Genomic DNA, 21,526 nt, shown 5'->3' on the forward strand with positions numbered 1-21,526 from the left:
GTGGATTTCGCATTCGACGCCCGTACCGAGGAGCTGCGGAGCCGGCTGCTCGCGTTCATGGACGAGCACGTGTATCCGGCCGAGGAGGTCGCGGAGGAGCAGCGGGCCCGGCTCGCCTCCCCGTGGGACACCCCGGCGGTGGTGGGTGAGCTGAAGGCCGAGGCGCGTCGGCAGGGGCTGTGGAACCTCTTCCTGCCGGACGCGGAGTACGGGGCCGGGCTGACCAACCTCCAGTACGCCCCGCTCGCGGAGATCACCGGGCGTTCCCCGCATCTCGCGCCGACCGCGCTGAACTGCGCGGCCCCGGACACCGGGAACATGGAGGTCCTCTCCCAGTTCGCCACCGACGAGCAGAAGAAGCAGTGGCTGGAGCCGCTGCTGGCCGGGGAGATCCGCTCCGCGTTCGCGATGACGGAGCCGGACGTGGCGTCCTCGGACGCGACGAACATCGAGACGCGGATCGCCCGGGACGGCGGGGACTACGTCGTCAACGGGCGCAAGTGGTACATCTCCGGGGCGATGAACCCGGACTGCGCGGTCTTCATCGTGATGGGCAAGACCGACCCGGACGGCGCGGACCTCCGCCGCCAGCAGTCGATGATCCTGGTGCCGCGCGACACCCCGGGCGTCGAGGTGCGGCGCGCGATGCGGGTGTACGGGTACGAGGACCACGCGCACGGCGGTCACGCCGAGGTCGTCTTCCACGACGTCCGGGTGCCCGCGTCGAACCTGATCGGGGAGGAGGGCGGCGGCTTCGCCATCGCCCAGGCGCGGCTGGGTCCGGGGCGGATCCACCACTGCATGCGGCTGATCGGGATGGCGGAGCGGGCCATCGAGCTGATGTGCCGGCGGGCGGTGGCGCGTACGGCGTTCGGCAAGCCGCTCGCCCAGCAGGGCGTCGTGCGGAACTGGATCGCGGACGCCCGGGTCACGGTGGAGCAGTTGCGGCTGCTGGTGCTGAAGACGGCCTGGCTGATGGACACCGTGGGCAACAAGGGCGCGCACACCGAGATCCAGGCCATCAAGATCGCCACCCCGCGCGCGGTGGTGGACATCCTCGACTCGGCGGTGCAGCTGTACGGCGCGGGCGGGGTGAGCCAGGACTTCCCGCTGGCGGAGCTGTGGGCCTCGGCGCGGACGCTGCGGCTGGCGGACGGGCCGGACGAGGTGCACCAGCGGTCGCTGGCGAGGCGGGAGATCAAGCGGTACGTGTGAGAAACAGCGGTGCGGCCCCCTCCCGAGGTGCTCGTCGGGAGGGGGCCGCGGCCGTACGCGTGCGGCGGGAATCAGAAGGTGAGCTTCCAGCTGTCGATGTAGCCGGTGTCCTGACGGGCGATGTCCTGGACGCGGAGCTTCCAGGAGCCGTTGGCCACCTCGGTGGAGGCGTTGACGGTGTACGTCGTGATGACGTTGTCGGCCGAGTCGCCGCTGCTGGAGTTCTTCAGCCGGTAGGCGGTGCCGTCCGGGGCGAGCAGGTCGACGACCAGGTCGCCGCGCCAGGTGTGCTTGATGTCGACGCCGACCTGGAGGGCGGCCGGGGCGTTGCCCGTCCGTCCGGTGACCGAGACCGGCGAGGTCACGGCCGCTCCCCCGTCCGGGATGGCGACATCGGTGGTGTTGCTGAACACGCCCTCACCGGTGGGCGGTTCGCCGGCGGAGGACAGGGTCCAGACGGCGTGGGCCGCGGCGTCGCTGTTGCGGTCCAGGGCGGTGTCGTTGATGTTGCTCGTGGTGTCGCAGGACGAGTGGTAGCAGCGGTCGAAGGCCTGCCCCGCGGTCCCGCCCCATTTCTGCGCCTGGGCGGCGGACTTGGTGTAGCCGGCGCCGGTGAAGAGTCCGCCGACGGGGACGCCGACGTTCTTGAACGGGGCGTGGTCGGAGCGGCCGTCGCCCTCGGTCTCGATCTCGGTGGGGACGTTCAGGCCCGCGAAGTAGTCCTTGAAGGTCTTCTCGATGACCGGGTCGTCGTCGTAGACGAAGTAGCCGGCGTTGGGCGAGCCGATCATGTCGAAGTTGAGATAGCCGGAGAGCTTGGAACGCTCGGCGGACGGCAGGTTGTTGACGTAGTACTTCGAGCCGATCAGGCCCAGCTCCTCGGCGCCCCACCAGGCGAACCGCAGGTGCTTGTCGGGCTGGTACTGGGCGCGGGAGACGGCGAGGGCGGTCTCCAGGACGCCGGCCGAGCCGGATCCGTTGTCGTTGATCCCGGCGCCGGAGGAGACCGAGTCGAGGTGGGCCCCGGCCATCAGGACCTTGTTCGGGTCGCCGCCGGGCCAGTCGGCTATCAGGTTGTAGCCGGTGGCGCCGTTGGAGGTGAACTGCTGGAGCGTGGTGGTGTATCCGGCCGCGTCGAGCTTGGCCTTCACGTAGTCGACGGACGCCTTGTAGCCGGGGCGGCCGTGGGCGCGGTTGCCGCCGTTGTTCGCGGCGATGGTCGAGAGCTGGGTGAGGTGGGCCTTGACGTTGGCCAGAGGGATGTCGGGGGCGGCGACGGCGGTGGTCGGCGACGGCGCTCCGGCGGCCTGGGCGGCCGGGGCTCCGGCTCCGAGGACGGCGGCGAGGGCGACGGCCAGGGCGGCCGCCGGGGATCTGCGCAGGGTGAAACGATTCGGCTTCATTCACGGGCTCCGGATTCCGTTGGGGACTGACGGAACGTGCGGGGGGTCCCCGGCCGCGTGGTGATCCGGCCGGGTCCTGGAGCGTGGGCCCGGACAAGCGGCCCAGAGGTGCGCAATGCGTGACCGATGCTCAAGGAAATGACCGCGCTCCGTCAAGAGCGGAAACCGGACAGGACCGTTCTATTAACGGACGGCGCTGTGCCCGTGAACCCTGGCGCCTCATCGGGAGGCAGGACATACGTCATACATCCAGACTCACCCCGACCGGCGGAGCGGGCCAGTGGGTAGCGCTACGTCGGCGCTCCCGTGGGCAGCGCGGTCCGTCGGCCGGCGGACCGCCCTTACGGCCGCAGGGCCCGCAGCAGCAGGTCCGCGAGGTGGTCGGCGACCTCCTGGCGGCTGAGCGGGCCGTCCGGGCGGTACCAGGTGGAGAGGTGGTGGACCGAGCCGAAGTGGTAGTCGACGACCAGGTCGGCGGGGGTGGCCGAGGAGAACACGCCACTGCGCTGGCCCTCCTCGATCAGCGCCCGGAAGCGCTCGTGGTAGCGGCGGCGCTCGACGCGCACCTGCTTGTTCTTCTCGGGGCTCAGGTGGTGCATGGAGCGGAAGAAGATCGCCGCGTCGTCCAGGTTGTCGATGGTCGTGACGACCACGTCGGCCGCCGCGTCGCGCAACCGCCGCTCGACGGGCGCCTCGGCGTCCGCGAAGGCGTCGAGCCGCTCCTGCTGGAGCCGCAGCACCCGGGCGTAGACCTCCTGGAGCAGGTCCTCCTTGGAGCCGAAGTAGTGGTAGAGCGCCCCTTTGGTGACGCCCGCCGCCTCGACGATCTCCTGGACCGAGGTGCGGTCGTACCCGCGCTCGGCGAAGAGCCGGGTGGCGGCGGCCAGCAGCCTCTGGGGGACGGGAGTGCCGTTCTGATCCGTCGCCTTGGCCATGAGCCGCCACCTTCCTTTCGTACCGTGCGTGCACTGTTTCGACGCTGTTCTAACGGGGGGAACGCAGTTCCCGCCTGAGGATCTTCCCACTCGCCGTCTTCGGCAACTCGGCCAGGATCTCCACCTCGCGCGGATACTTGTACGCGGCGAGCCGTTCCTCGCAGTACGCGCTCAGCTCGCCCGGCTCCACGACGGCCCCCGGACGCAGGCTGACGTACGCCCGGACCGTCTCCCCCCGGTACGCGTCGGGCACGCCCACGACGGCCGCCTCGCGCACCGCCGGGTGGGTGTGGAGGACGTCCTCCACCTCGCGCGGCCACACCTTGAACCCGGAGGCGTTGATCATGTCCTTCTTGCGGTCGACGACGTACAGCCAGCCCGCCGCGTCCATGAAGCCGATGTCGCCGGTGCGCAGTTCGCCGTCCGGGAAGGCGGCTGCCGTGGCCTCGGGGAGGTTCCAGTAGCCGGAGACGACCTGGGGCCCGCGCACCGCGATCTCGCCCTGCTCCCCGAAGGGGACCTCCCGGCCCGTCTCGTCGAGGATGCGTACGACGGTGTCGGGGCCCGGCACACCCACGGAGAGGGTGCCCGAGACCGGGTCCACGGGGGCCTCGTGCTCGGGCGGGACCGAGGCGCAGGGGGCGGTGCACTCGGTGAGGCCGTAGCCGTTGCGGATGTACGGGCCGAAGCCCGCGCGGAACTTCTCCACGAGCGCGGGCGGCAGGGGCGCGCCGCCGGAGGAGATCACCCGGAACGAGGCGAAGTGGTCCGGGGTGGCGTCCGGATGCGCGGCCAGCGCCATGAACGCGGTGGACGGGCCCACGGTGTAGGCGGGGCGGTGGGCGGCGAAGGCCTCCAGGACGACGCCCGCCTCGAAGCGGTGGGCCAGGACGAGGGTGCCCGCGTTGGTGACGCAGGCGGCGAACTGGCAGACCATGCCGGTGATGTGGAAGAGCGGGGCGAGCGCGAAGTAGGCGGAGCCCTCGGCGATCGGGTGGCCTGCGCGCTGGCGTTCGGCGTTGACCATGATGTTGCCGTGGGTGTTCAACGCGCCCTTGGGGGTGCCGCTGGTCCCTGAGGTGTAGCTGATCAGTGCCGTGTCGGCGGCGGTGAGCTCCCGGCCGTCCGGGGCCGGGTTCCCGGCGCGGGCCGCGGTGAGCAGGTCGTCGGCGAGGTCGTCCGGGCCGGGCGCCGGGAGCCGTGCGAAGCCGAGGACACGGGGGTCGTTCACGGTCTGGAGGTCCAGCTCGCAGGCGGTGAGCACCACGGTGAGGTCCGGGGCCGCCGCCGCGGTGTCCCGCAGATACGCCTCCCACGCCCGGTCCGAGCAGATCAGCGCGGTGACCCCGGCGTCCGCGAGGACGTGGCCGACCTCGCCGGACTTGTACATCGGGTTGAGCGGGACGACGGTCGCGCCCGCCTTCCAGGCGCCGAGCAGCGCGAGGACGAAGTGCGGGCTGTTCTGGAGCATGATCGCGACCCGGTCGCCGCGGCGCAGACCCCGGGCGGCGAGGTGCCCGGCCACCGAGTCGGACAGCTCGTCGGTCTCGCGGTAGCCCAGGCGGCCGTCGAAGTAGGCCAGGGCCGGGTGCTCGGGTGCGCGCCCCACCGCGGCGCGGAAGGCGTGCAGCACGGTCGCGGGCGGGGCGACGGGGGCGCGCTGGGCGTCGCTGAGCAGCGCGAGCCACGGCTGGGCCGCGTAGATCGAGCCGCCGGGGTCCGGGGTGGCCGGGGTCGGGGCGCTCATGCCTCGCTCGCCTCCCACTTCTGCTGGAGGCGGTTCATACCGCCCATCCACCGGTCGGGGTCGGCCGCGCGGGCCTGGTAGTAGCGGCCGACCTCGGGGTGCGGCAGGACCAGGAAGCGGTCGGCGTCCATCGCCTCGAACAGTGCGTCGGCGACGGCTTCCGGCTCGACGGCCCCGGGGGCGAGGACCAGCTCGCCGGCCGAACCGGCGGCGGTGAGCATGTCGGTGCGCACGCCCTGCGGGCAGATCGCGTGGACCTTGATCCCGCGGTGGCGGTAGGTGAGCGAGAGCCACTCGGCGAAGGCGACCGCCCCGTGCTTGGTGACGCTGTACGGGGCCGCGCCGATCATCGTCAGCAGCCCGGCGGCGGAGGCGGTGGTGACGAAACGGCCGCTGCCGCGCTCCAGCCAGTCGGGCAGGAGGGCCCTGGCCGCGCGGACGTGTGCCATCACGTTGACGTCCCAGGCGGCGGCCCAGACCTCCTCGTCGGCGAACACGTCGCCGGGCGAGGCCAGGCCCGCGTTGGCGCAGTAGACGTCCACCGTGCCGTCCAGCGCCTCCCGGGCCGCGTCCACGATGCCCGAGGCGTCCCCGGCGACGGCGAAGCCGCCGATCTCCTTCGCGAGCGGTTCGATCCGGGCGGGATCGAGGTCGTTGACGACGACCCGCGCACCCCCGGCGGCGAACCTGCGGGCCAGAGCGGCGCCGATGCCGCCTCCGGCCCCTGTGACCACTACGCCGGCGCCCTGCACCGTACCCATCGTCATCCCGCCCTTCCCATCCGGCTGCACCGGCAGACTAACCGGTCGGTATGTGATCCGGGAAGGGTCGGGAGCGGTCGGGCGGGGCCCGTACGGATCCCGGGGACCGGCTGGGGGAATCGGCGCGGTCCAGGTCGTTCCGTGCGGCCCCGGCCCGCGCTAGCGTGCGTGGCCATGACAGTCGGCGCGATCATGGAGGTAGCCCAATGAGCCTGTCCCGACGTGGTGTGCTGGCCGTGGGAGCGCTCGCGGCGACGGCGGCGGGCGCCGGTCCCGCCGCGGCGTCGCCCGCCCCCGGACGCGGCCCCGGGCACGGGCGGGGCCGGGTGCTCACCGGCTTCGACCGGCTGGCGGCCGACGGCTACCGCCTGCTGCGGGGCCAGAAGGTCGGGATCGTCACCAACCCGACCGGCGTCACGGCCGACGTCCGGCACGTCGTCGACGTGATGCACCCGGACGCACGGGTGGACCTGACCGCCGTCTTCGGGCCCGAGCACGGGTTCCGGGGCACCGCACAGGCGGGCGGCTCCGAGGGGCGCTACGACGACCCGGCGACCGGGCTGCCGGTCTACGACACGTACCTCAAGAGCGGGCAGCCGCTCGCGGACGTCTTCACCGCCTCGGGCGTGGACACGGTCCTCTTCGACATCCAGGACGCGGGCGCGCGCTTCTACACGTACATCTGGACGCTGTACGACTGCATGGAGGCGGCGGCGCTCGCGGGCAAGCGCCTCGTCGTGCTGGACCGGCCGAATCCGGTGACCGGGCGGGCCGCGCTGGGCCCGGTGCTGGACCCGGCGTTCGGCACGTTCGTCGGCCGCCGGGAGATCGCCCAGGCGCACGGGATGACGGTGGCGGAGCTGGCGCTGTTCTTCAACGCGGAGTTCCTGCACGAGAATCCGGTGCGGCTGGACGTGGTGACGATGTCGGGGTGGCGGCGCTCGGACTTCTTCGACGGGACCGGGCTGCCGTGGGTGCCGCCGAGCCCGAACATGCCGACGCCCGAGACGGCGCTCGTCTACTCCGGCACCTGCCTCTTCGAGGGCACGAACCTCTCCGAGGGCCGCGGCACCACGCGCCCCTTCGAGCTGCTGGGCGCGGAGGGCGTCGACGGCCGCTGGGCGGCCGCCGCGAACGCCCTGGAGCTGCCCGGGGTGGCCTTCCGCGAGGCGTACTTCGCGCCGACCTTCTCCAAGTTCGCGGGGAAGACGGTGGGCGGGGTGCAGGTGCACGTCCGGGACCGGGAGGTCTTCGACCCGGTCCGCTCCGGGATCGCCCTGCTGGTGACGGCGAAGCAGACGTGGAGCGGCTTCGCCTGGCGGCCGGACAACTGGATCGACAAGCTCACCGGGAACACCCGGGTCCGCACGATGATCGACGCGGGCGCGGACACGGACGAGGTCGTACGGGCCTGGCAGCGGGACCTGTCGGCGTTCCGGGCGAAGCGGCGGAGGTATCTGCGGTACGGGGGGTAGGCCCCGCGTCCGGTCAGGCCGTGAGGTCCAGGTCGCCGAGGTACTCGCCGTCGTCCGTGAGGCCGCGCTTGCGGTAGCCGAGGCGGAGGTAGAACTCCTCGGGGCCGCCCTCGCCGGGCTTCCAGGTCACGGTCGAGACCGTCCCGCCCCGCCGGCGGATCTCCTCGTTCACCGCGCCCACGGCGAACCGGCCGTAGCCCCGGCCCTGCTCGTCGGCGGCGACGGCGAGCCGCCAGAGCCCGGAGCGGGGCGGGGCGTCCGGCACCTCGGCGTCGAAGTCGAACGGCAGGTCGAAGTAGGCCATCACGAAGCCGACGAGGCGATCGCCGTCGCGGATGAGCCGGGGCCATGCCAGGTCGGGATGCACATAGGCCTCGGCCAGGGACCGCGCGACCGGGGCGACGAACCGGCGCTGTTCGGGCGCGACTTCCAGCCGACAGGCGGCGAGCACGTTGTCGGGGGTGACCTTTTCCAGGCGCGGAGAAGCTGTGTCCATGAGGGCACACAACCTCATCGGGCCAGGGTGGCACCACTGAATTCCCCTGGTCAGGTGGCCGGCACGGCCCGCACTCCGCCGCGGAGGCCTGCCCTCGCCGGGAGCGGCGCCCGCGCCCGGCGAGGGCGGGACACCGGAAGGCGGCTCCCCAGTCCTCCGGGGAGCCGCCTCCGTACGGGCCATCGGCCCGTCGCGTCAGCCGGCCGTGTTCGCCCGGAGCGCGCCGGAGCCCGTACGGATGGTCAGCGCACAGGCGACGGCCACCACGGCACAGCCCGCCGCGAACAGCAGGGCGACCGGCAGGCCGATCCCCGCCGAGCTGTCGTGGGTGGCCAGGGCCACCACTGCCAACACGGTCTGGCCGAGGCCCACCAGGGCCAGCCAGGTCACCGTCAGCGCACGCGGCGCCCGGGACCGTACGCGCTCCAGGCCCAGCAGGAGCGCACCACCGGCCAGGCCCACCAGGGTGAACAGCGCCAGGCCGGCGTTCAGCGGGCTGAAGCCGGAGGGATCGGTGTGGTCGATCTCCGCGGTGTCCGGCCCGAGTGTCAGAAAGGCGATCTGGAGCAGCGCCGCGTAGGCGACCTGGAGCAGCAGAAGCACGGACGCGACACGACGCGCGAGAAGAGAGGTCATGCGTTGCTCCTCACAAGCTTCTTGCTCTTGATGATCCACAGTTTTCCGTTCTTCGTGTAACTGATGCACTTGTCGCGGGCCTTGTGGTTCGCCTTGCTCTTACCACGGTAGTCCCGGCCGATCTTGCGGCCGATCTTGTTGTTGCGGAGATCCATCTCCTTGTCGACACCACGAGACTCCGACTCATGGCGGGTCGCGACCTCGTATGCGGTGTCATGGTCGATGTTGATCTCCATGCGCGCGTTCCAGTAGCAGTGCCGGAACGCGTCGCCGGTCCCCTGGTACAGGGACTTCTTCGAGTACCGCTTCGCGGCCTCGGCGAAAGCCTTCTCGGCGTCCTTGCGGGCCTTGTTGCAGTCGTAGGGGTTGGTGGAGCAGTAACGCCGTTCCGCGGGGGTCAGGTCGCCGTATCCGGCGCCCGGGTCGAGCAGGACCGGGAAGGCCACCGTCTGTCCGGGCGCGGGGGCGAGGGAGACGATGATGTCGTTGCCGGAGAGCCGCATGGAGACCGGCACGGTTCTGCCCAGGGCGTCCAGGGCCAGCGGGGCGGAGATGAACGCGGTCGCGTCACCCTGCGCGTCGGAGATCATCAAGGTGTTCTCGCTGACCGCGGTGATCTCCTACGGAGCTGATCGTAGATGTGCGCACATGGGCCTGATGGCCGGTCAGAACCCCGCAGATCACCTATATTTCGCCAATCAGCCTGCTGCCGGCACCTGATCCCGATCACCGGCCGCCTTCTGGCCGCACCGCTCCGACCTGGCATTCCACCGCCCCCCGGAACGCGACGGCCGGGGCCGGGGCCCACCGACGGGGCCGTGACGCCGCCCTTGGCCATCGCCACCCGCGCGAGGGCCGCACGCCCTCGCACCACCCGTCCGCGCGCCGCTCCGCTTCCGCCCCGGCAGCCCTTCCGACATGGGGAGTCTCGGCCAATGGACGGATTTCATCTTTCGATGGAGCCGAAACGGGCAGGCGTACGTCCATTCCATGACGTCCAAGGACGAGCGACGGAGGTGGCGGTGTCATGGCCGGTTTCCGGAGTATGGCGAGACAGGTCCGCGATCCGATGGGGGATCTGGCCCTGCGGCGGTATTCGCTGCGCAAGTGTCTGGAGAGGTTCGCCCCGTACGGGCACCGGGCGACCTGGGACCATCTGTGCGCCCGGCACGGGATCGACCCCGAGGACCGGGCGCCCGATCCGGCGCGTCTGCTGGGCGCGCTGGACGAACTGGAGGAGGCGCGGGCCGTCTGGCTCGCGTACGAGGCGGGTTTCGCCGAGCGGCGTCGGCGCGAGAAGCACGCGGGACTGCGGCGGCCCGGCGCGTTCGACGACTGGCACCGCCGCACCTGGGGCGGCCACGGGGTGGCCCGCTGCTCCGACCCGGGCATCCACCCCACCGAGCCGCTCGCCGAGGTCCTGCGCCGCCTGATCACCGCTCTGGGCGCCGGCCCCGGCTCCGCCTGCCCGGTCTGCGCGGGCACCGGCATCGAGTGGCGGCAGGAGCGGGGCGAGGCGCCGTGGGCGGGGCCGGTGTGCACGGGCTGCGGGATCGCGGTGCCGCAGCCCGCCCTGACCGACCGCACGCTGGCCAGGGCCCGGCTGCCGCGGCACCGGAGGCCGGCCACGGCGGCGGCGTGAGGCCTCGCGCTCCCGCCTCGGGAACTACGCGCGCCGGGGCGGCTTCCGGCGCTCGGGCATCAGACGGGAACCGGTGATCCGCTCCCCGACGACGTCGTCGGGGTTGGACAGCACGCAGGTCTCCAACGACAGACAGCCGCATCCGATGCAGTCGGCCAGGTGGTCGCGCAGGCGGTGCAACTGCCCGATGCGCTCGTCCAGTTCCTTGCGCCAGACCTCGGAGAGGCGGGCCCAGTCCTCGCGGTTGGGCGTGCGCTCCTCGGGCAGTTCGGCGAGCGCCTCCCGGATCGTGGCCAGGGGGATGCCGACGCGCTGGGCCGCGCGCACGAAGGCGACCCGGCGCAGCGCGTCCCGCGAGTAGCGGCGCTGGTTGCCGCTGGTGCGGCTGCTGCTGATCAGGCCTTTGGACTCGTAGAAGTGCAGGGCCGAGACGGCCGCGCCGCTGCGCGCCGAGAGCTGGCCGACCGAGAGTTCGTGGAGTGTCTGGGGAATCTGGGGCACCCCTCGAATCTACTGCCATGTCGTTGACAGGAACGCGCCGCACAACGATGCTGAGCAAGCGCTTAGACATCGCGCCTGATGGTGCGCCGAGCCGGAAGGCAGGAACCGGGAACATGGCAGAGCCGAGGATCTTCACGTCCGCGCAGGAGCTGCGGGACGGAGTGGGCGAGCAGCTGGGACACAGCGACTGGCTGGAGATCGAGCAGGAGAGGGTCGACCGGTTCGCCGAGGCGACCGGCGACCACCAGTGGATCCACGTGGACCCGGAGCGGGCGAAGGACGGGCCGTTCGGCACGACCATCGCGCACGGCTACCTGACGCTCTCGCTGCTGCCCGCGCTGGTACCGCAGGTGATGCGGGTCGAGGGCATGAAGATGGGCATCAACTACGGGACCAACAAGGTCCGCTTCCCCTCGACCGTCCCGGTCGGCTCGCGGCTGCGGGCGACGGCGGTGCTCCGCGAGGTCGAGGAGACGGGCGGCGGCGTGCAGGTCACGGCGGTCGTCACGGTCGAGCGCGAGGGCGGCGAGAAGCCGGCCTGCGTCGCCGAGTCGGTGTCCCGCTACTACTTCTGAAACCCGCCGGGCCGCCCCGGAGAGCGCCGGGCCGCTTCCGCGCCTGCCGGGCCGCTCCGGGAGCGCCGGGCCGGCTACTCCCGCGCCTGCCGGGCGCCGACCATCCGCAGGACGAGGCCGGCGTAGAGTTCGCCGACCTCGTCGGGGGTGCGGCTGCCCCGGGTGTTGAACCAGCGGGCCACGTCGATGCAGAGGGAGAGCACCGCGAGCGCGGTGCCGGGGACGTCGGGGACGTCGAACTCGCCGTCCCGCACCCCTTCGCCGATGATCCGGCGCACCACCGCGTCGCTCCTGCGCCGCAGCGCGACGATCTCGGTGCGGTGCTCCTCGCCCAGCGCGTCGAGCTCGTACTGCACGACCCGGGCGGTGGTGTGCCGCTCCGCGTGCCAGCGGACGAAGGAGCGGACGGCCCCGGCGAGCCGGTCGGCGGCGGTGCCGTCCCGGTCGGCCTCGGCTTCGAGCACGTGCAGCGCGCGCTCGTGGCCGATCGTGCTGATCCGGTGGAGCAGCTCTTCCTTGGTCTTGTAGTGGATGTAGAGCGCGGCCGGGCTCATCCCGGCCCGGCCGGCGATGTCACGGGTGGTGGTCGCGTGGTACCCGCGCTCGGCGAAGGCGTCCACGGCGGCGACGAGGAGCCGCCTGGCCGCCTCCGGAGTGACCTCGCCCCACGGCGCGTCCTCGCCGCTCGTCTCCTCCGCCGTACTCATCGCCAGGACCCCTCTCCGTCAACAGGACGCACACCATACCCCGAACCTGAGCAAGCGCTTAGGGGTAGCCCGGTCGATCCTGCCGGGTCAGAGCTTCTGGAAGGGGTCGTGCTCGGCGAGGATCTTCTCCAGCCGGGCCTGGTCCACCCGGCTGACGATCTGACCGGCCTCCTGGCGGTCCCTGATCACCTTGGCGAGCGTGAAGCAGGACGTGACCAGGTAGAGCACGCCGATGGCGAGGAAGCCGCGCACCCAGGCGTCGGCGTCGAGGAAGAAGATTCCGAAGGCGACCGCGCCGATCGCCACCATGAAGGAGGCGACGGCCTGCAGGTAGAAGGCGGCGGTGCTCTGCTGCTTGACGGATGTCGTGTCACTCATGGGTTCAGCATCCGCCGACGTGGCGCACGCCACATCCGTGTCCGTACTCAGACCCGTGCCCGTACTCAGGCACGTACTCAGACACCCGTACGAACCCGGGCGCCGGTCAGAAGGCGGAGACGCCGGTCAGCGCGCGGCCGATGATCAGCTTCTGGATCTGGCTGGTGCCCTCGTAGAGCGTCATCACGCGGGCGTCCCGCAGCAGCTTGCCGACCGGGTACTCGTCGATGTAGCCGTAGCCGCCGAAGACCTGGAGGGCGTTGTTGGCGCAGCGCACGGCGGCCTCGGAGGCGTACAGCTTGGCCGTGGACGCGGCGGTGGCGAAATCCTGGCCCCGGTCGATCAGGTCGGCGACCCGCCAGGTCAGCAGCCGGGCGGCGTCCACGTCGACGGCGATGTCACTGAGCAGTTCCTGGACGAGTTGATGGCGGGCGATGGCCTTGCCGAACTGTTCGCGCTCGCCGGCGTAGCGCACGGCCGCGTCCAGGGCGGCCTGCGCGATGCCCACGCAGCCCGCCGCTACGGACATCCGCCCCTTGGTCAGGGCGGACATGGCGATGGAGAAGCCCTTGCCCTCGGGGCCGAGGAGGGACCCGGCCGGTATCCGGACGTCTTCCAGGACCAGTTCCGCGGTGGCCTGGCCGCGCAGGCCGAGCTTGCCGTGGAGGGTGCGGCGGGTGAGGCCGGGGGTGTCGGCGGGGACGAGGAAGGCGGAGACGCCGCGGTGGCCGGGGGCGTCGTCCGTCCGCGCGAAGAGCAGCACGACATCGGCCCAGGTGCCGTTGGTGATGAACATCTTGGTGCCGTTGACGACGTAGTCCCCGCCGTCGCGCACGGCGCGGGTGGCGAGGTTCCCGGCGTCCGATCCGGTGCCGGGCTCGGTGAGGCCGAAGCAGCCGATCGCCTCGCCCGCCGTCAGCCGGGGCAGCCACCGCCGCTTCTGCTCCTCGCTCCCCCAGGCCGCGACGGTCTTGGCCACGAGGCCGAGCGATACGGAGACGATGCCGCGCACCGAGGAGTCACCGCGCCCCAGCTCCTCGGTGACCAGGCAGTAGGACAGGTGGTCGCCGCCGGAGCCGCCGTACTCCTCGGGGACGGTCAGACCGAGGAAGCCGAGGTCCCCGAGCTTCTTCACGATCGACTTGTCGACGTTCTCGGCGCGGTCCCACGCGGCGGCATGGGGGGCGACCTCGCGGGCGACGAAATCCTCGGCCAGCTTCCGGACGGCTTCCTGCTCCTCGCTGAGCGCCAGGTCCATCGTGCCCACCCACTGCCTCTCACCGGCGCCGCTCGGACGCGCTTTAATTAGCACTGCTAGTTTCTGGTTCGCAGGCCCTACTATGAGCCGCATGGCCCGACCGCGCAAGCCCCTCCTCAGCAGAGACCGCATCGTGGGGGCGGCGAGCGCCCTCGTGGACTCCGAAGGGCTCGACGCCGTCTCCACGCGTCGGCTGGCGGCCGTCCTGGGGGTCAGCGGGCCCTCGCTCTACAACCACTTCCGCAACAAGGAGGAGATCCTCGACGCCGTCGCCGACGCGGTCTCCGCGCAGGTCGATCTGTCGATGTTCGAGGAGTCGGATCCGCGCGACTGGCGCGAGGCGCTGCACGACTGGGCGCTGTCCTACCGGGCCGCCCTCGCCGCGCACCCGCACATCGTCCCGGTCCTCGCCCGGGGCCCCGGGCGGCGCCCGGCCGGGCTGCGGGTCGCCGACGCGGTGTTCGGGGCGATGACCGGCGCGGGCTGGCCGCCCGCCCAGGCCACCCGGATCGGGGCTCTGATGCGCTACTTCATCACCGGTTCCGCGCTGGGCTCCTTCGCCGGGGGGTTCGTCGACGACGAGACCGCCTACGACCCCGCCGACTACCCGCACCTCGGCCAGGCCCACCTGCTGGCCGACCACCGCCGCCAGGTCGACGAAGGGGCCTTCGAGACCGGGCTGCGGGCCCTGCTGGACGGGCTGGCGATCCAGTACGAGCCGTACGCGCCGCCCACGGACGAGCGGCTGTCCACTCCGTCCGGCGCCTGAGGGCGGGCCGCGCACGACGAGGCCCCGTGGTGGTCGCCGATTGACGGTCCTCGACAATTCGGTGGGGTCCGCGGCGTTCCGGCTCTACGGTCGTGGCCATGACGACGACCCCGACACCCCTTCCGGTCTCCCCGCCGGCCCACCGCTGGCGCGCCACCGCCGCCGCCTGCACCACCGTCGTGCTGTGGGCCTCCGCCTTCGTGTCCATCCGCAGCGCGGGCGAGTCCTACTCCCCCGGCGCACTCGCCCTCGGACGGCTGGTGACGGGCGCTCTGGTGCTCGGGGCGATCCTCCTCGTACGGCGGGAGGGGCTGCCCGGGCGCGGCGCCTGGCGCGGAATCATCACGTCCGGGGTGCTGTGGTTCGGGCTGTACATGGTGGCGCTCAACTGGGGTGAGCAGGAGGTCGACGCCGGGACGGCGGCCATGCTGGTGAACATCGGGCCGATCCTGATGGCCCTGATGGGCGCCCGCATGCTCGGCGAGGGGCTGCCGCGCCGCCTGCTGCTGGGCATGGGCATCTCGTTCTCGGGCGCGGTCGTCGTCGGCCTCGCGATGTCCGGGCACGGCAGCTCCTCCGTGCTGGGCGTGGCGCTCTGCCTGCTGGCCGCGGTGGTCTACGCGCTGGGCGTGGTCAGCCAGAAGCCGGCGCTCGCGTACGGCTCCTCGTTGCAGATCAACACCTTCGGCTGCGCGATCGGCGCCGTCGCCTGCCTGCCGTTCACCGGGGTGCTGGTCTCCGAGGCGGCCGACGCCCCGATGTCCGCCACGCTGAACATGATCTATCTGGGCGTCTTCCCGACCGCGCTGGCCTTCACCACCTGGGGCTACGCCCTGGCCCGGACCACCGCCGGACGGATGGGCGCCACCACGTACGCGGTCCCGGCGATCGTCGTGCTCATGGCGTGGGTGCTGCTGGACGAGGTGCCGACGCCGCTCGGGGTCCTCGGCGGGCTGCTCTGCCTGGTCGGGGTGGCGGTCTCCCGGAGCCGTCGGCGGACTGGGGCCACACGCGGAGATCAGGCCCGGCCGGTGGAGGGGTCCCGTCATGACGAGGAGCGCCGGGCGGAACGGACCTAGCGGGGCCGGCCGGAGGCGATGCGGCAGGTGCTGGACCGCTTCGACCACCCCGGCAGGGACCTGGAAGTGGCCGGGAGGCCGGACCCGCTGATCGTGGGCCCGGCCTCCCGGCTGTTCGAGGAGGGCGAGATGGACGCCCGGCCGCTGGGCCCGGTGACGCCGACGTCCCGGACCACGGACTTCCAGGGCCTTCAGCCGGAGGTGGAGGACGGCCGCCGGAGAAGGAGCGGCTAGAAGACGACCAGTGCCCGGCCGCCCTTGCCGGCGATCATGTTGTCGAAGGCGGCGGGGATGGCGTCCAGGGCGATGTGCTCGGTGACCATCATCGACAGGTCGAAGCGGCCCGCGCGGATGTGTCCGGCGAGGACGGGCAGGTCGCGGGCCGGGTCGCTGTTGCCGTAGACGCAGCCGGTCAGGGACCTGCCCCAGTGGAAGATCTCCAGGGCGTTGAAGGTGACTTCCTGGTCCTTGCCGCCGATCCCGACGACCGTGGTGCGCCCGCCGCGCCGGGTGGACTCCCAGGCGGCCCGGATGGTCGCGGGCCGGCCGACGCACTCGACGGCCACGTCCGTGCCCTGGCCGCCCGTCAGCTTGCGGATCTCGCGCGGGGTGGTGGCGGAGGCGATGACGTAGTCGGTGGCCCCGGCCCGCCGGGCCAGCTCCTCCTTGGCCGGGGAGACGTCGACCGCGATGATGCGGGCGGCGCCCGCGATCCGGGCGGCCTGGAGCACGGCGAGGCCGACGCCGCCGACCCCGAAGACGACGACGCTCTCGCCCTCGCGGACCTTGGCGCTGTGGTGGATCGCCCCGTAGCCGGTCAGGACCGCGCAGCCGAGGAGGGCGGCGTCGGTGAGCGGGATGCCGTCGGGGGCGGGGAGCACGCAGTTCGCGGCGACGACGGTCTCCTCCGCGAAGGCCGCGACGTTGAGCCCGGGGTGGAGGTCGGTGCCGTCCGCCGTACGGGCGTGGAGGTTGGCGGTCCCCTTCAGGGCATCGGCGCAGAGCCACACCTCGCCGATCCCGCAGTGGAAGCAGGCCCCGCAGGAGGGGGCCCAGTTGAGGACCACGCCGTCGCCGGGGGCCACCCGCGTGACGCCCTCGCCGACCGCCAGGACCGTACCGGAGCCCTCGTGGCCGAGGACGGCGGGCACCGGGACGCGCATGGTGCCGTTGGACAGGGACAGGTCGGAGTGGCAGACGCCGGCGGCGGCGAGGGAGACGCGCACCTGGCCGGGGCCGGGCTCCGGCAGGACGATGTCGGTGATCTCCAGCGGAGCTCCGACGGCGGGCAGTACGGCGGCGCGGACCACGGACAGGCTCCTTGTGAGGGAAGGGTTACGGGTTTCAGAACTGGAGCGACTTGGTCTGGAGGTACTCCGCCAGGCCGTGCGGCCCCAGCTCGCGTCCCACCCCCGACTGCTTGTAGCCGCCGAACGGGGCCAGCGGGTTGAACCGGCCGCCGTTGATGTCGACCTGCCCGGTGTCCATCCGGCGGGCGAAGGCCACCGCCTCCTCGTCGTCGGCGGCCCAGACGGCGCCGGCGAGCCCGTACACGGTGTCGTTGGCGATCCGCAGGGCGTCGTCCACGTCCTCGTACCGCAGGATCGAGACCACCGGGCCGAAGATCTCCTCGCGGGCGATCGTCATGTCGGGGGTGACGTCGGCGAAGACGGTGGGGCTGACGTAGTAGCCGGTCTCCAGGGGCGCGTCCGGGCCGCCCGCGATCAGCCGTGCGCCCTCCTCGACGCCCTTGGCGATGTAACCGCGCACCCGGGCCTGCTGCTTGGCGTTGACGAGGGGGCCGACCCGCTCGCCGGGGACGTACTTGGTGACGGCGTTCGCCGCGAGCTCCACGGCCTCCTCGTACCGCTCGGCGTCCACCAGCATCCGGGTCCAGGCGCTGCACGTCTGGCCGGAGTTGCTCATCACGTTGGCGATGCCGACGTTGACCGCCTTGGCCAGATCCGCGCCGGGCAGGATCACGTTGGCGGACTTGCCTCCCAGCTCCAGGGCGACCCGCTTGACGGCGGCCCCGGCGGTCGCGCCGATCTGCCGGCCCACGGCGGTTGAGCCGGTGAACGAGACCAGGTCGACGTCCTCGTGGGCGGCGAGCGCCTGGCCGGCGACCGGTCCGAGACCGGTGACGAGGTTGAAGACGCCGGGCGGCAGACCGGCCGCCTCGGTGGCCTCGGCGAAGAGCTGGGCGGTGAGCGGGGTGTCCTCGGCGGGCTTGAGGACGACGGTGCAGCCCGCGGCGAGCGCGGGGGCGACCTTGGCGACGATCTGGTGGAGCGGGTAGTTCCAGGGGGTGATCGCGCCGACCACGCCGACCGGCTCCAGCAGCACGGTGGAATTGCCGATCCGCTCCTCGAAGGCGTGACGGGCGGCCAGTTCGGCGTACGAGGCGGCCACCAGCACGGGCACGCCCGCGTGGACCATCTGGGAAAGCGGCAGCGGCGAGCCCAGCTCGGCGGTGATGGTCTCGGCCAGCGTGTCCTTGCGGGCCGCCAGCGCGTCGGCCAGCGCGGTGAGCCGGGCGGCGCGCTCGGCGGGCGGGGTCGCGGCCCAGGCGGGGAAGGCGGCGCGCGCGGCCCGTACCGCCGCGTCGACGTCCTCGGCCGTCCCCGCCGGCACGTGGGCGATGACCTGCTCGTCGGCCGGGTTCACGACCGCGATCGTGTCCTGGCCGGCGGCGGGCCGCCACGCACCGTCGATGTACATCTGGTCATGGGCCTTCATGGCTGTTTCCTCCCGGACGTGCGGTGCGGAGCCGTGCTGTGCGGAGCGCCGGAGCCGTGCGGCGCGGGGCAGTACGTCGCACCCGCCCAAACTAGCGCCGTTAGTTTTCCGGCGCCAGGGAGCTTCCGGAGACGCCCGTCACGCCCGGCCCGCACGCCCCCGGCGCGGGCGTCCCGCCCCGACGCCGCGGACCGCGGGCGGAGACCGTCTGTATCGATCGCCGGGGTGGCGCTATGTTCTTCGGGCATCACCCGGGAGGAATTCGGCAGGCGGCGCGTGACCGGCGGTCCCGTGCCCGGACGCGCGACGGGGGCGGTCGAGCGGATGAGCTCATCTCTGCGGCGTCCCGGCACACGGCAGGACCGCCGGTGGCGGCGCGTGGGCGGCGCCTCTCGCGGCGAGCCGGGCGCGTACGACGCGTTCATCTCGTACAGCCACGCCTGGGACAAGGACGTGGCGAAGGCCTTCCAGGACGCGTTGCAGGGTTTCGACCGCCCCTGGTACCGGCCGAGGAGCCTGAGGCTGTTCCGTGACGAGACCAATCTCGCGGCAAGTCCTCATCTGTGGCGGGAGATCGAGCAGGGGCTGGCCCGGTCACGGTGGCTCGTGATCATGGCGTGTCCGTCGGCCGCCGCGTCCCCGTGGGTGCGGCAGGAGATCCGCTGGTGGCTCACCCACCGTTCCGCGGACACCCTGCTCATCGGCTGGACCGACGGCACCCTGCTCTGGGACTCCGCACGGGCGGGGTTCGACTGGTCGCACACCGACGCCCTGCCGCAGCAGGAGATGGAGCGGGCGTTCGAGGAGGAGCCCCGTTGGGTGGACCTGCGCTGGCTGCGCAGTCCGGAACAGGCCAGTGCCGCGGACCCCCGGCTGGTCGAATGCGTCGCGGAGTTCTTCGCACCGCTGACGGGCCGGTCCAAGGACGATGTGCTCGGCGACCACGTACGCCGGCACCGCCAGACCCGCCGCGTGGTGCGGGCCACGCTCGCGGCGCTCACCGTCCTGTTCCTCCTGGCCGTCGCCGGCGGGGTCACCGCCTACACCCAGCGCAACGAGGCCCGTGCCCAGACCCTGGTCGCACAGTCGAGGCAGCTGGTCGCCGAGGCCTCGTCGATCAGGGACGCCCAGCCGGACCTGGCACGCCAGTTGATGGTGCAGGCGTACCGGCTCGCGCCGACGGCCGAGGCGGTCGGCGCGCTCGTCGACAGCTACGCGATGCCTCGGGTCGTCCACGGCCGCGGACCGGTGCGGGCGGCCGTGTACAGCAGCCGGGGCCTGCTGGCCGTGGCCGACGACGGGCTACGGCTGTTCGACCCCGCGAGCGGAACGCGGCCGGTCTTCACGGAGTCCGTGAAGCGCCGGACGACGGCGCTCGCCTTCAGCCCGGACGGCAGACGGCTGGCTGTCGGCGGCCCGAACGGCACCGTGCGGCTGCTGGACGTGACGGATGCCGGCAGCCCCAGGGTCCTGGCGGAGACGACGGGGGTGGGCGACCGCAGGGATGTCGCGGTCCTCGTCCTCACCTCCGACGGGCGGCTGATCGCCATGACGTGGAAGACCGGCGCCGTCCTCGACGTCTCGGACCCCGCCCGGCCGAAGCCTCTCGGATCGTTGCCCGACTATCCGGTAGCGGCGAGTCCGGACGGCGGTCTGCTCGTAACCGAGGGACGGGCCGCGAACGGAGGTTACTTGGGACACATGCGGCTGTGGGCCCTGTCCGGCTCCGGCGGGCCGCGCCCGGTCGCCACCATCGCCTCGCCCCCCGTCGACAACTCCGAATCCCCGCAGCGCGCGGTGTTCAGCCCCACCGGCCCGCTGCTGGCCATCGCCGCCGAGGACAGCAGGGTGAAGCTCTGGGACGTCGCGGACCCCGCCCGGCCGGTCGCCCGGGCGGACCTGTACACGCGGAGCAGGTTCGGCGTCTACGCGGTGGCCTTCTCCTCCGACGCGAGGACCCTCGCCACCGGGGACAGTGACGGCACCGTCGCCCTCTGGGACGTGTCCGACCCCTTGCGCCCCCGTTCCGGCGCCCGGTTGAGCGGCCACACCAGGACGGTGGGCAGGCTCTCCTTCAGCCCGGACGGGCACACCGTGGCGTCGGCCGACGCCCACGAAACGCTGCTCGACGACAGGACGGGCCCCCACGCCGTCCGCCTGTGGGCGGTGTCGGGAAGCGAGCGGACCTCCACGTTCACGACCCTGCCGACCGAGGGGGTCTTTCCGCCCTCGTTCGATCCGGACAGCCGCGTACTGGCCGCCGGCGGCCGGCCCACGACCGTGTGGAGCGTGGACGGCGCCACCCCGCCCCGGCTCCTCTCGACCGTGGAGACGGTCAATCCCGGCGGCCAGGCCGCGGCCTTCGGCACGGACGGGCGCACCCTGGTCTCCGGCACGCCCCTGAAGGCGTGGGACCTGACCGACCCGTCCCGCCCGCGGCTCTCGACCCGGGGCGCGGCCCGCACGGTCGGGGCGAAGAGCCTGGCCGTCAACCCCGTCCTGCCGTTGGCGGCGGCGCGGGGCGGTCCCGGTGACCGGGCGCAGGTGTGGGACATCGGTGACCCGGCCCGACCCGTTCTGCTCGGCGCGCTCGACAGCGCGGGCTCCGGTCACCAGGATCTCGCCTTCAGCCCGGACGGTGCGCTGCTGGCGGCGCCGACCCGGACGGGAGGCGTACGGCTGTGGCGGGTCGCCCGGCAGGCCCCGCCCGGCCCCGCGGGCGACCTCCCGGCGGCGAAGGGCGTGCGCGCGCTGGCATTCGGACCGCGGGGCCGCAGCCTGCTCGTCGGGGACGAGACGGGAACGATCAGCACCTGGGACGTGTCGCGGCCCGGGCATCCGGTGCGCCGGGGGGCCTCCACCCGGCACACGGACGCCGTCTCCGGGCTCGCCTTCCATCCCGACGGGGAACTCGTGGCCACCGCGGGCCTGGACGGCCGTATCCGCCTCTGGGACTTCAGGAACCCGGCCCGGCCCGTCGAAGTGACCACGTTGAGTACCGGTGCCCTGTACCACCACACGACCGTGGGCTTCAGCCCGGACGGGCGCCTGCTGGCGGTGACCGACGGCTCCGGCACCCGGCTGTGGACGGTGGACCGGACCGGCATCCTGCAGCGGCTGTGCGCCGAGTCCCCGCGCATCACCCCCGACCAGTGGGCCCAGTACCTCCCGGACCGGCCCTACGACCCGCCCTGTTCCTGACCCACGAGT

Annotated in this window: 20 protein-coding genes and 1 pseudogene; 8 read left to right on the plus strand and 13 right to left on the minus strand. The window is 72.6% G+C overall.

Translation table 11 applies throughout. From position 1 onward, the window contains the following. Window positions 1–1,215 carry an acyl-CoA dehydrogenase family protein gene (locus OG245_RS06680; RefSeq protein WP_371622616.1) on the plus strand — a complete coding sequence of 405 codons (1,215 nt, stop codon included), beginning with the start codon at window positions 1–3 and terminating at the stop codon, window positions 1,213–1,215. Window positions 1,216–1,286: 71 nt separating this feature from the next. Here the strand turns inward: OG245_RS06680 and OG245_RS06685 are convergent, their stop codons facing one another. From OG245_RS06685 to OG245_RS06700, 4 genes are all read right to left on the minus strand, one after another. Continuing rightward, window positions 1,287–2,618: a M28 family metallopeptidase gene (locus tag OG245_RS06685; protein ID WP_371622617.1), complete on the minus strand. Its 1,332-nt coding sequence runs from the start codon at window positions 2,616–2,618 to the stop codon at window positions 1,287–1,289. A 341-nt stretch (window positions 2,619–2,959) separates the two neighbouring features. Beyond that, complete coding sequence (locus tag OG245_RS06690) at window positions 2,960–3,553, minus strand: TetR/AcrR family transcriptional regulator (RefSeq protein ID WP_371622618.1); 594 nt, start codon at window positions 3,551–3,553, stop codon at window positions 2,960–2,962. 49 nt (window positions 3,554–3,602) lie between these two features. Next, window positions 3,603–5,300: a class I adenylate-forming enzyme family protein gene (locus OG245_RS06695; RefSeq protein WP_371622619.1), complete on the minus strand. Its 1,698-nt coding sequence runs from the start codon at window positions 5,298–5,300 to the stop codon at window positions 3,603–3,605. Then, entirely contained in the window at window positions 5,297–6,067 is a 771-nt protein-coding gene (locus OG245_RS06700) for an SDR family oxidoreductase (protein ID WP_371622620.1), read from the minus strand. The genes OG245_RS06695 and OG245_RS06700 overlap by 4 nt, the downstream gene beginning before the upstream one ends. A 200-nt stretch (window positions 6,068–6,267) precedes the next feature. Between OG245_RS06700 and OG245_RS06705 the strand changes: the two genes are divergently transcribed. Then, window positions 6,268–7,536 (plus strand): exo-beta-N-acetylmuramidase NamZ domain-containing protein, encoded by a 1,269-nt coding sequence (locus OG245_RS06705; RefSeq protein ID WP_371622621.1) that lies wholly within the window; start codon window positions 6,268–6,270, stop codon window positions 7,534–7,536. Between the two features lie 13 nt (window positions 7,537–7,549). Here OG245_RS06705 and OG245_RS06710 read toward each other — a convergent pair whose 3' ends face one another. The 3 genes from OG245_RS06710 to OG245_RS06720 all read right to left on the minus strand — a co-directional run bounded on the left by OG245_RS06710 (window position 7,550) and on the right by OG245_RS06720 (window position 9,258). Then, a complete protein-coding gene (locus tag OG245_RS06710; protein ID WP_371622622.1) occupies window positions 7,550–8,032 on the minus strand; it encodes a GNAT family N-acetyltransferase in 483 nt (160 codons plus the stop codon). A 195-nt stretch (window positions 8,033–8,227) separates the two neighbouring features. Continuing rightward, on the minus strand, window positions 8,228–8,668 hold the full coding sequence (locus OG245_RS06715; protein WP_371622623.1) for a hypothetical protein: 441 nt from the start codon (window positions 8,666–8,668) through the stop codon (window positions 8,228–8,230). Next, window positions 8,665–9,258 carry a hypothetical protein gene (locus OG245_RS06720; RefSeq protein WP_371622624.1) on the minus strand — a complete coding sequence of 198 codons (594 nt, stop codon included), beginning with the start codon at window positions 9,256–9,258 and terminating at the stop codon, window positions 8,665–8,667. The genes OG245_RS06715 and OG245_RS06720 overlap by 4 nt, the downstream gene beginning before the upstream one ends. A gap of 437 nt (window positions 9,259–9,695) precedes the next feature. Here OG245_RS06720 and OG245_RS06725 point away from each other — a divergent pair, with 437 nt between their 5' ends. Beyond that, on the plus strand, window positions 9,696–10,310 hold the full coding sequence (locus tag OG245_RS06725) for a hypothetical protein (protein WP_371622625.1): 615 nt from the start codon (window positions 9,696–9,698) through the stop codon (window positions 10,308–10,310). A gap of 24 nt (window positions 10,311–10,334) precedes the next feature. Here OG245_RS06725 and soxR read toward each other — a convergent pair whose 3' ends face one another. After that, window positions 10,335–10,811 (minus strand): redox-sensitive transcriptional activator SoxR, encoded by a 477-nt coding sequence (soxR, locus tag OG245_RS06730; protein ID WP_361868925.1) that lies wholly within the window; start codon window positions 10,809–10,811, stop codon window positions 10,335–10,337. A 113-nt stretch (window positions 10,812–10,924) separates the two neighbouring features. On the opposite strand from soxR, the gene OG245_RS06735 reads away from it, so the two are divergent. Next, window positions 10,925–11,386 carry a MaoC family dehydratase gene (locus OG245_RS06735; RefSeq protein WP_371622626.1) on the plus strand — a complete coding sequence of 154 codons (462 nt, stop codon included), beginning with the start codon at window positions 10,925–10,927 and terminating at the stop codon, window positions 11,384–11,386. Between the two features lie 74 nt (window positions 11,387–11,460). Here the strand turns inward: OG245_RS06735 and OG245_RS06740 are convergent, their stop codons facing one another. From OG245_RS06740 to OG245_RS06750, 3 genes are all read right to left on the minus strand, one after another. Continuing rightward, complete coding sequence (locus tag OG245_RS06740; RefSeq protein WP_371622627.1) at window positions 11,461–12,093, minus strand: TetR/AcrR family transcriptional regulator; 633 nt, start codon at window positions 12,091–12,093, stop codon at window positions 11,461–11,463. An 87-nt stretch (window positions 12,094–12,180) separates the two neighbouring features. Next, window positions 12,181–12,471 carry a YiaA/YiaB family inner membrane protein gene (locus OG245_RS06745; protein WP_069754201.1) on the minus strand — a complete coding sequence of 97 codons (291 nt, stop codon included), beginning with the start codon at window positions 12,469–12,471 and terminating at the stop codon, window positions 12,181–12,183. 106 nt (window positions 12,472–12,577) lie between these two features. Continuing rightward, window positions 12,578–13,729, minus strand: a complete 1,152-nt coding sequence (locus OG245_RS06750) for an acyl-CoA dehydrogenase family protein (protein WP_371627823.1) — start codon at window positions 13,727–13,729, stop codon at window positions 12,578–12,580. A gap of 91 nt (window positions 13,730–13,820) precedes the next feature. Here OG245_RS06750 and OG245_RS06755 point away from each other — a divergent pair, with 91 nt between their 5' ends. From OG245_RS06755 to OG245_RS06765, 3 genes and pseudogenes are all read left to right on the plus strand, one after another. Continuing rightward, a complete protein-coding gene (locus OG245_RS06755; RefSeq protein WP_371622628.1) occupies window positions 13,821–14,498 on the plus strand; it encodes a TetR/AcrR family transcriptional regulator in 678 nt (225 codons plus the stop codon). A gap of 98 nt (window positions 14,499–14,596) precedes the next feature. Continuing rightward, on the plus strand, window positions 14,597–15,577 hold the full coding sequence (locus tag OG245_RS06760) for a DMT family transporter (protein WP_371622629.1): 981 nt from the start codon (window positions 14,597–14,599) through the stop codon (window positions 15,575–15,577). After that, window positions 15,578–15,811: pseudogene (locus OG245_RS06765) on the plus strand (hypothetical protein); the annotation flags it as partial. On the opposite strand, the gene OG245_RS06770 reads toward OG245_RS06765, so the two are convergent. After that, entirely contained in the window at window positions 15,808–16,887 is a 1,080-nt protein-coding gene (locus tag OG245_RS06770) for a zinc-binding dehydrogenase (RefSeq protein WP_371622630.1), read from the minus strand. The pseudogene OG245_RS06765 and the gene OG245_RS06770 sit on opposite strands and share 4 nt — an antisense overlap. Window positions 16,888–16,921: 34 nt before the next feature. Next, window positions 16,922–18,316, minus strand: a complete 1,395-nt coding sequence (locus OG245_RS06775) for an aldehyde dehydrogenase family protein (protein WP_371622631.1) — start codon at window positions 18,314–18,316, stop codon at window positions 16,922–16,924. Between the two features lie 378 nt (window positions 18,317–18,694). On the opposite strand from OG245_RS06775, the gene OG245_RS06780 reads away from it, so the two are divergent. Continuing rightward, window positions 18,695–21,517, plus strand: coding sequence for a TIR domain-containing protein (locus OG245_RS06780; RefSeq protein WP_371622632.1), 2,823 nt, complete (start codon window positions 18,695–18,697; stop codon window positions 21,515–21,517). Window positions 21,518–21,526 lie beyond the last annotated feature (9 nt).

The sequence above is a fragment of the Streptomyces sp. NBC_01116 genome, from assembly GCF_041435495.1.
Lineage (GTDB): Bacteria > Actinomycetota > Actinomycetes > Streptomycetales > Streptomycetaceae > Streptomyces.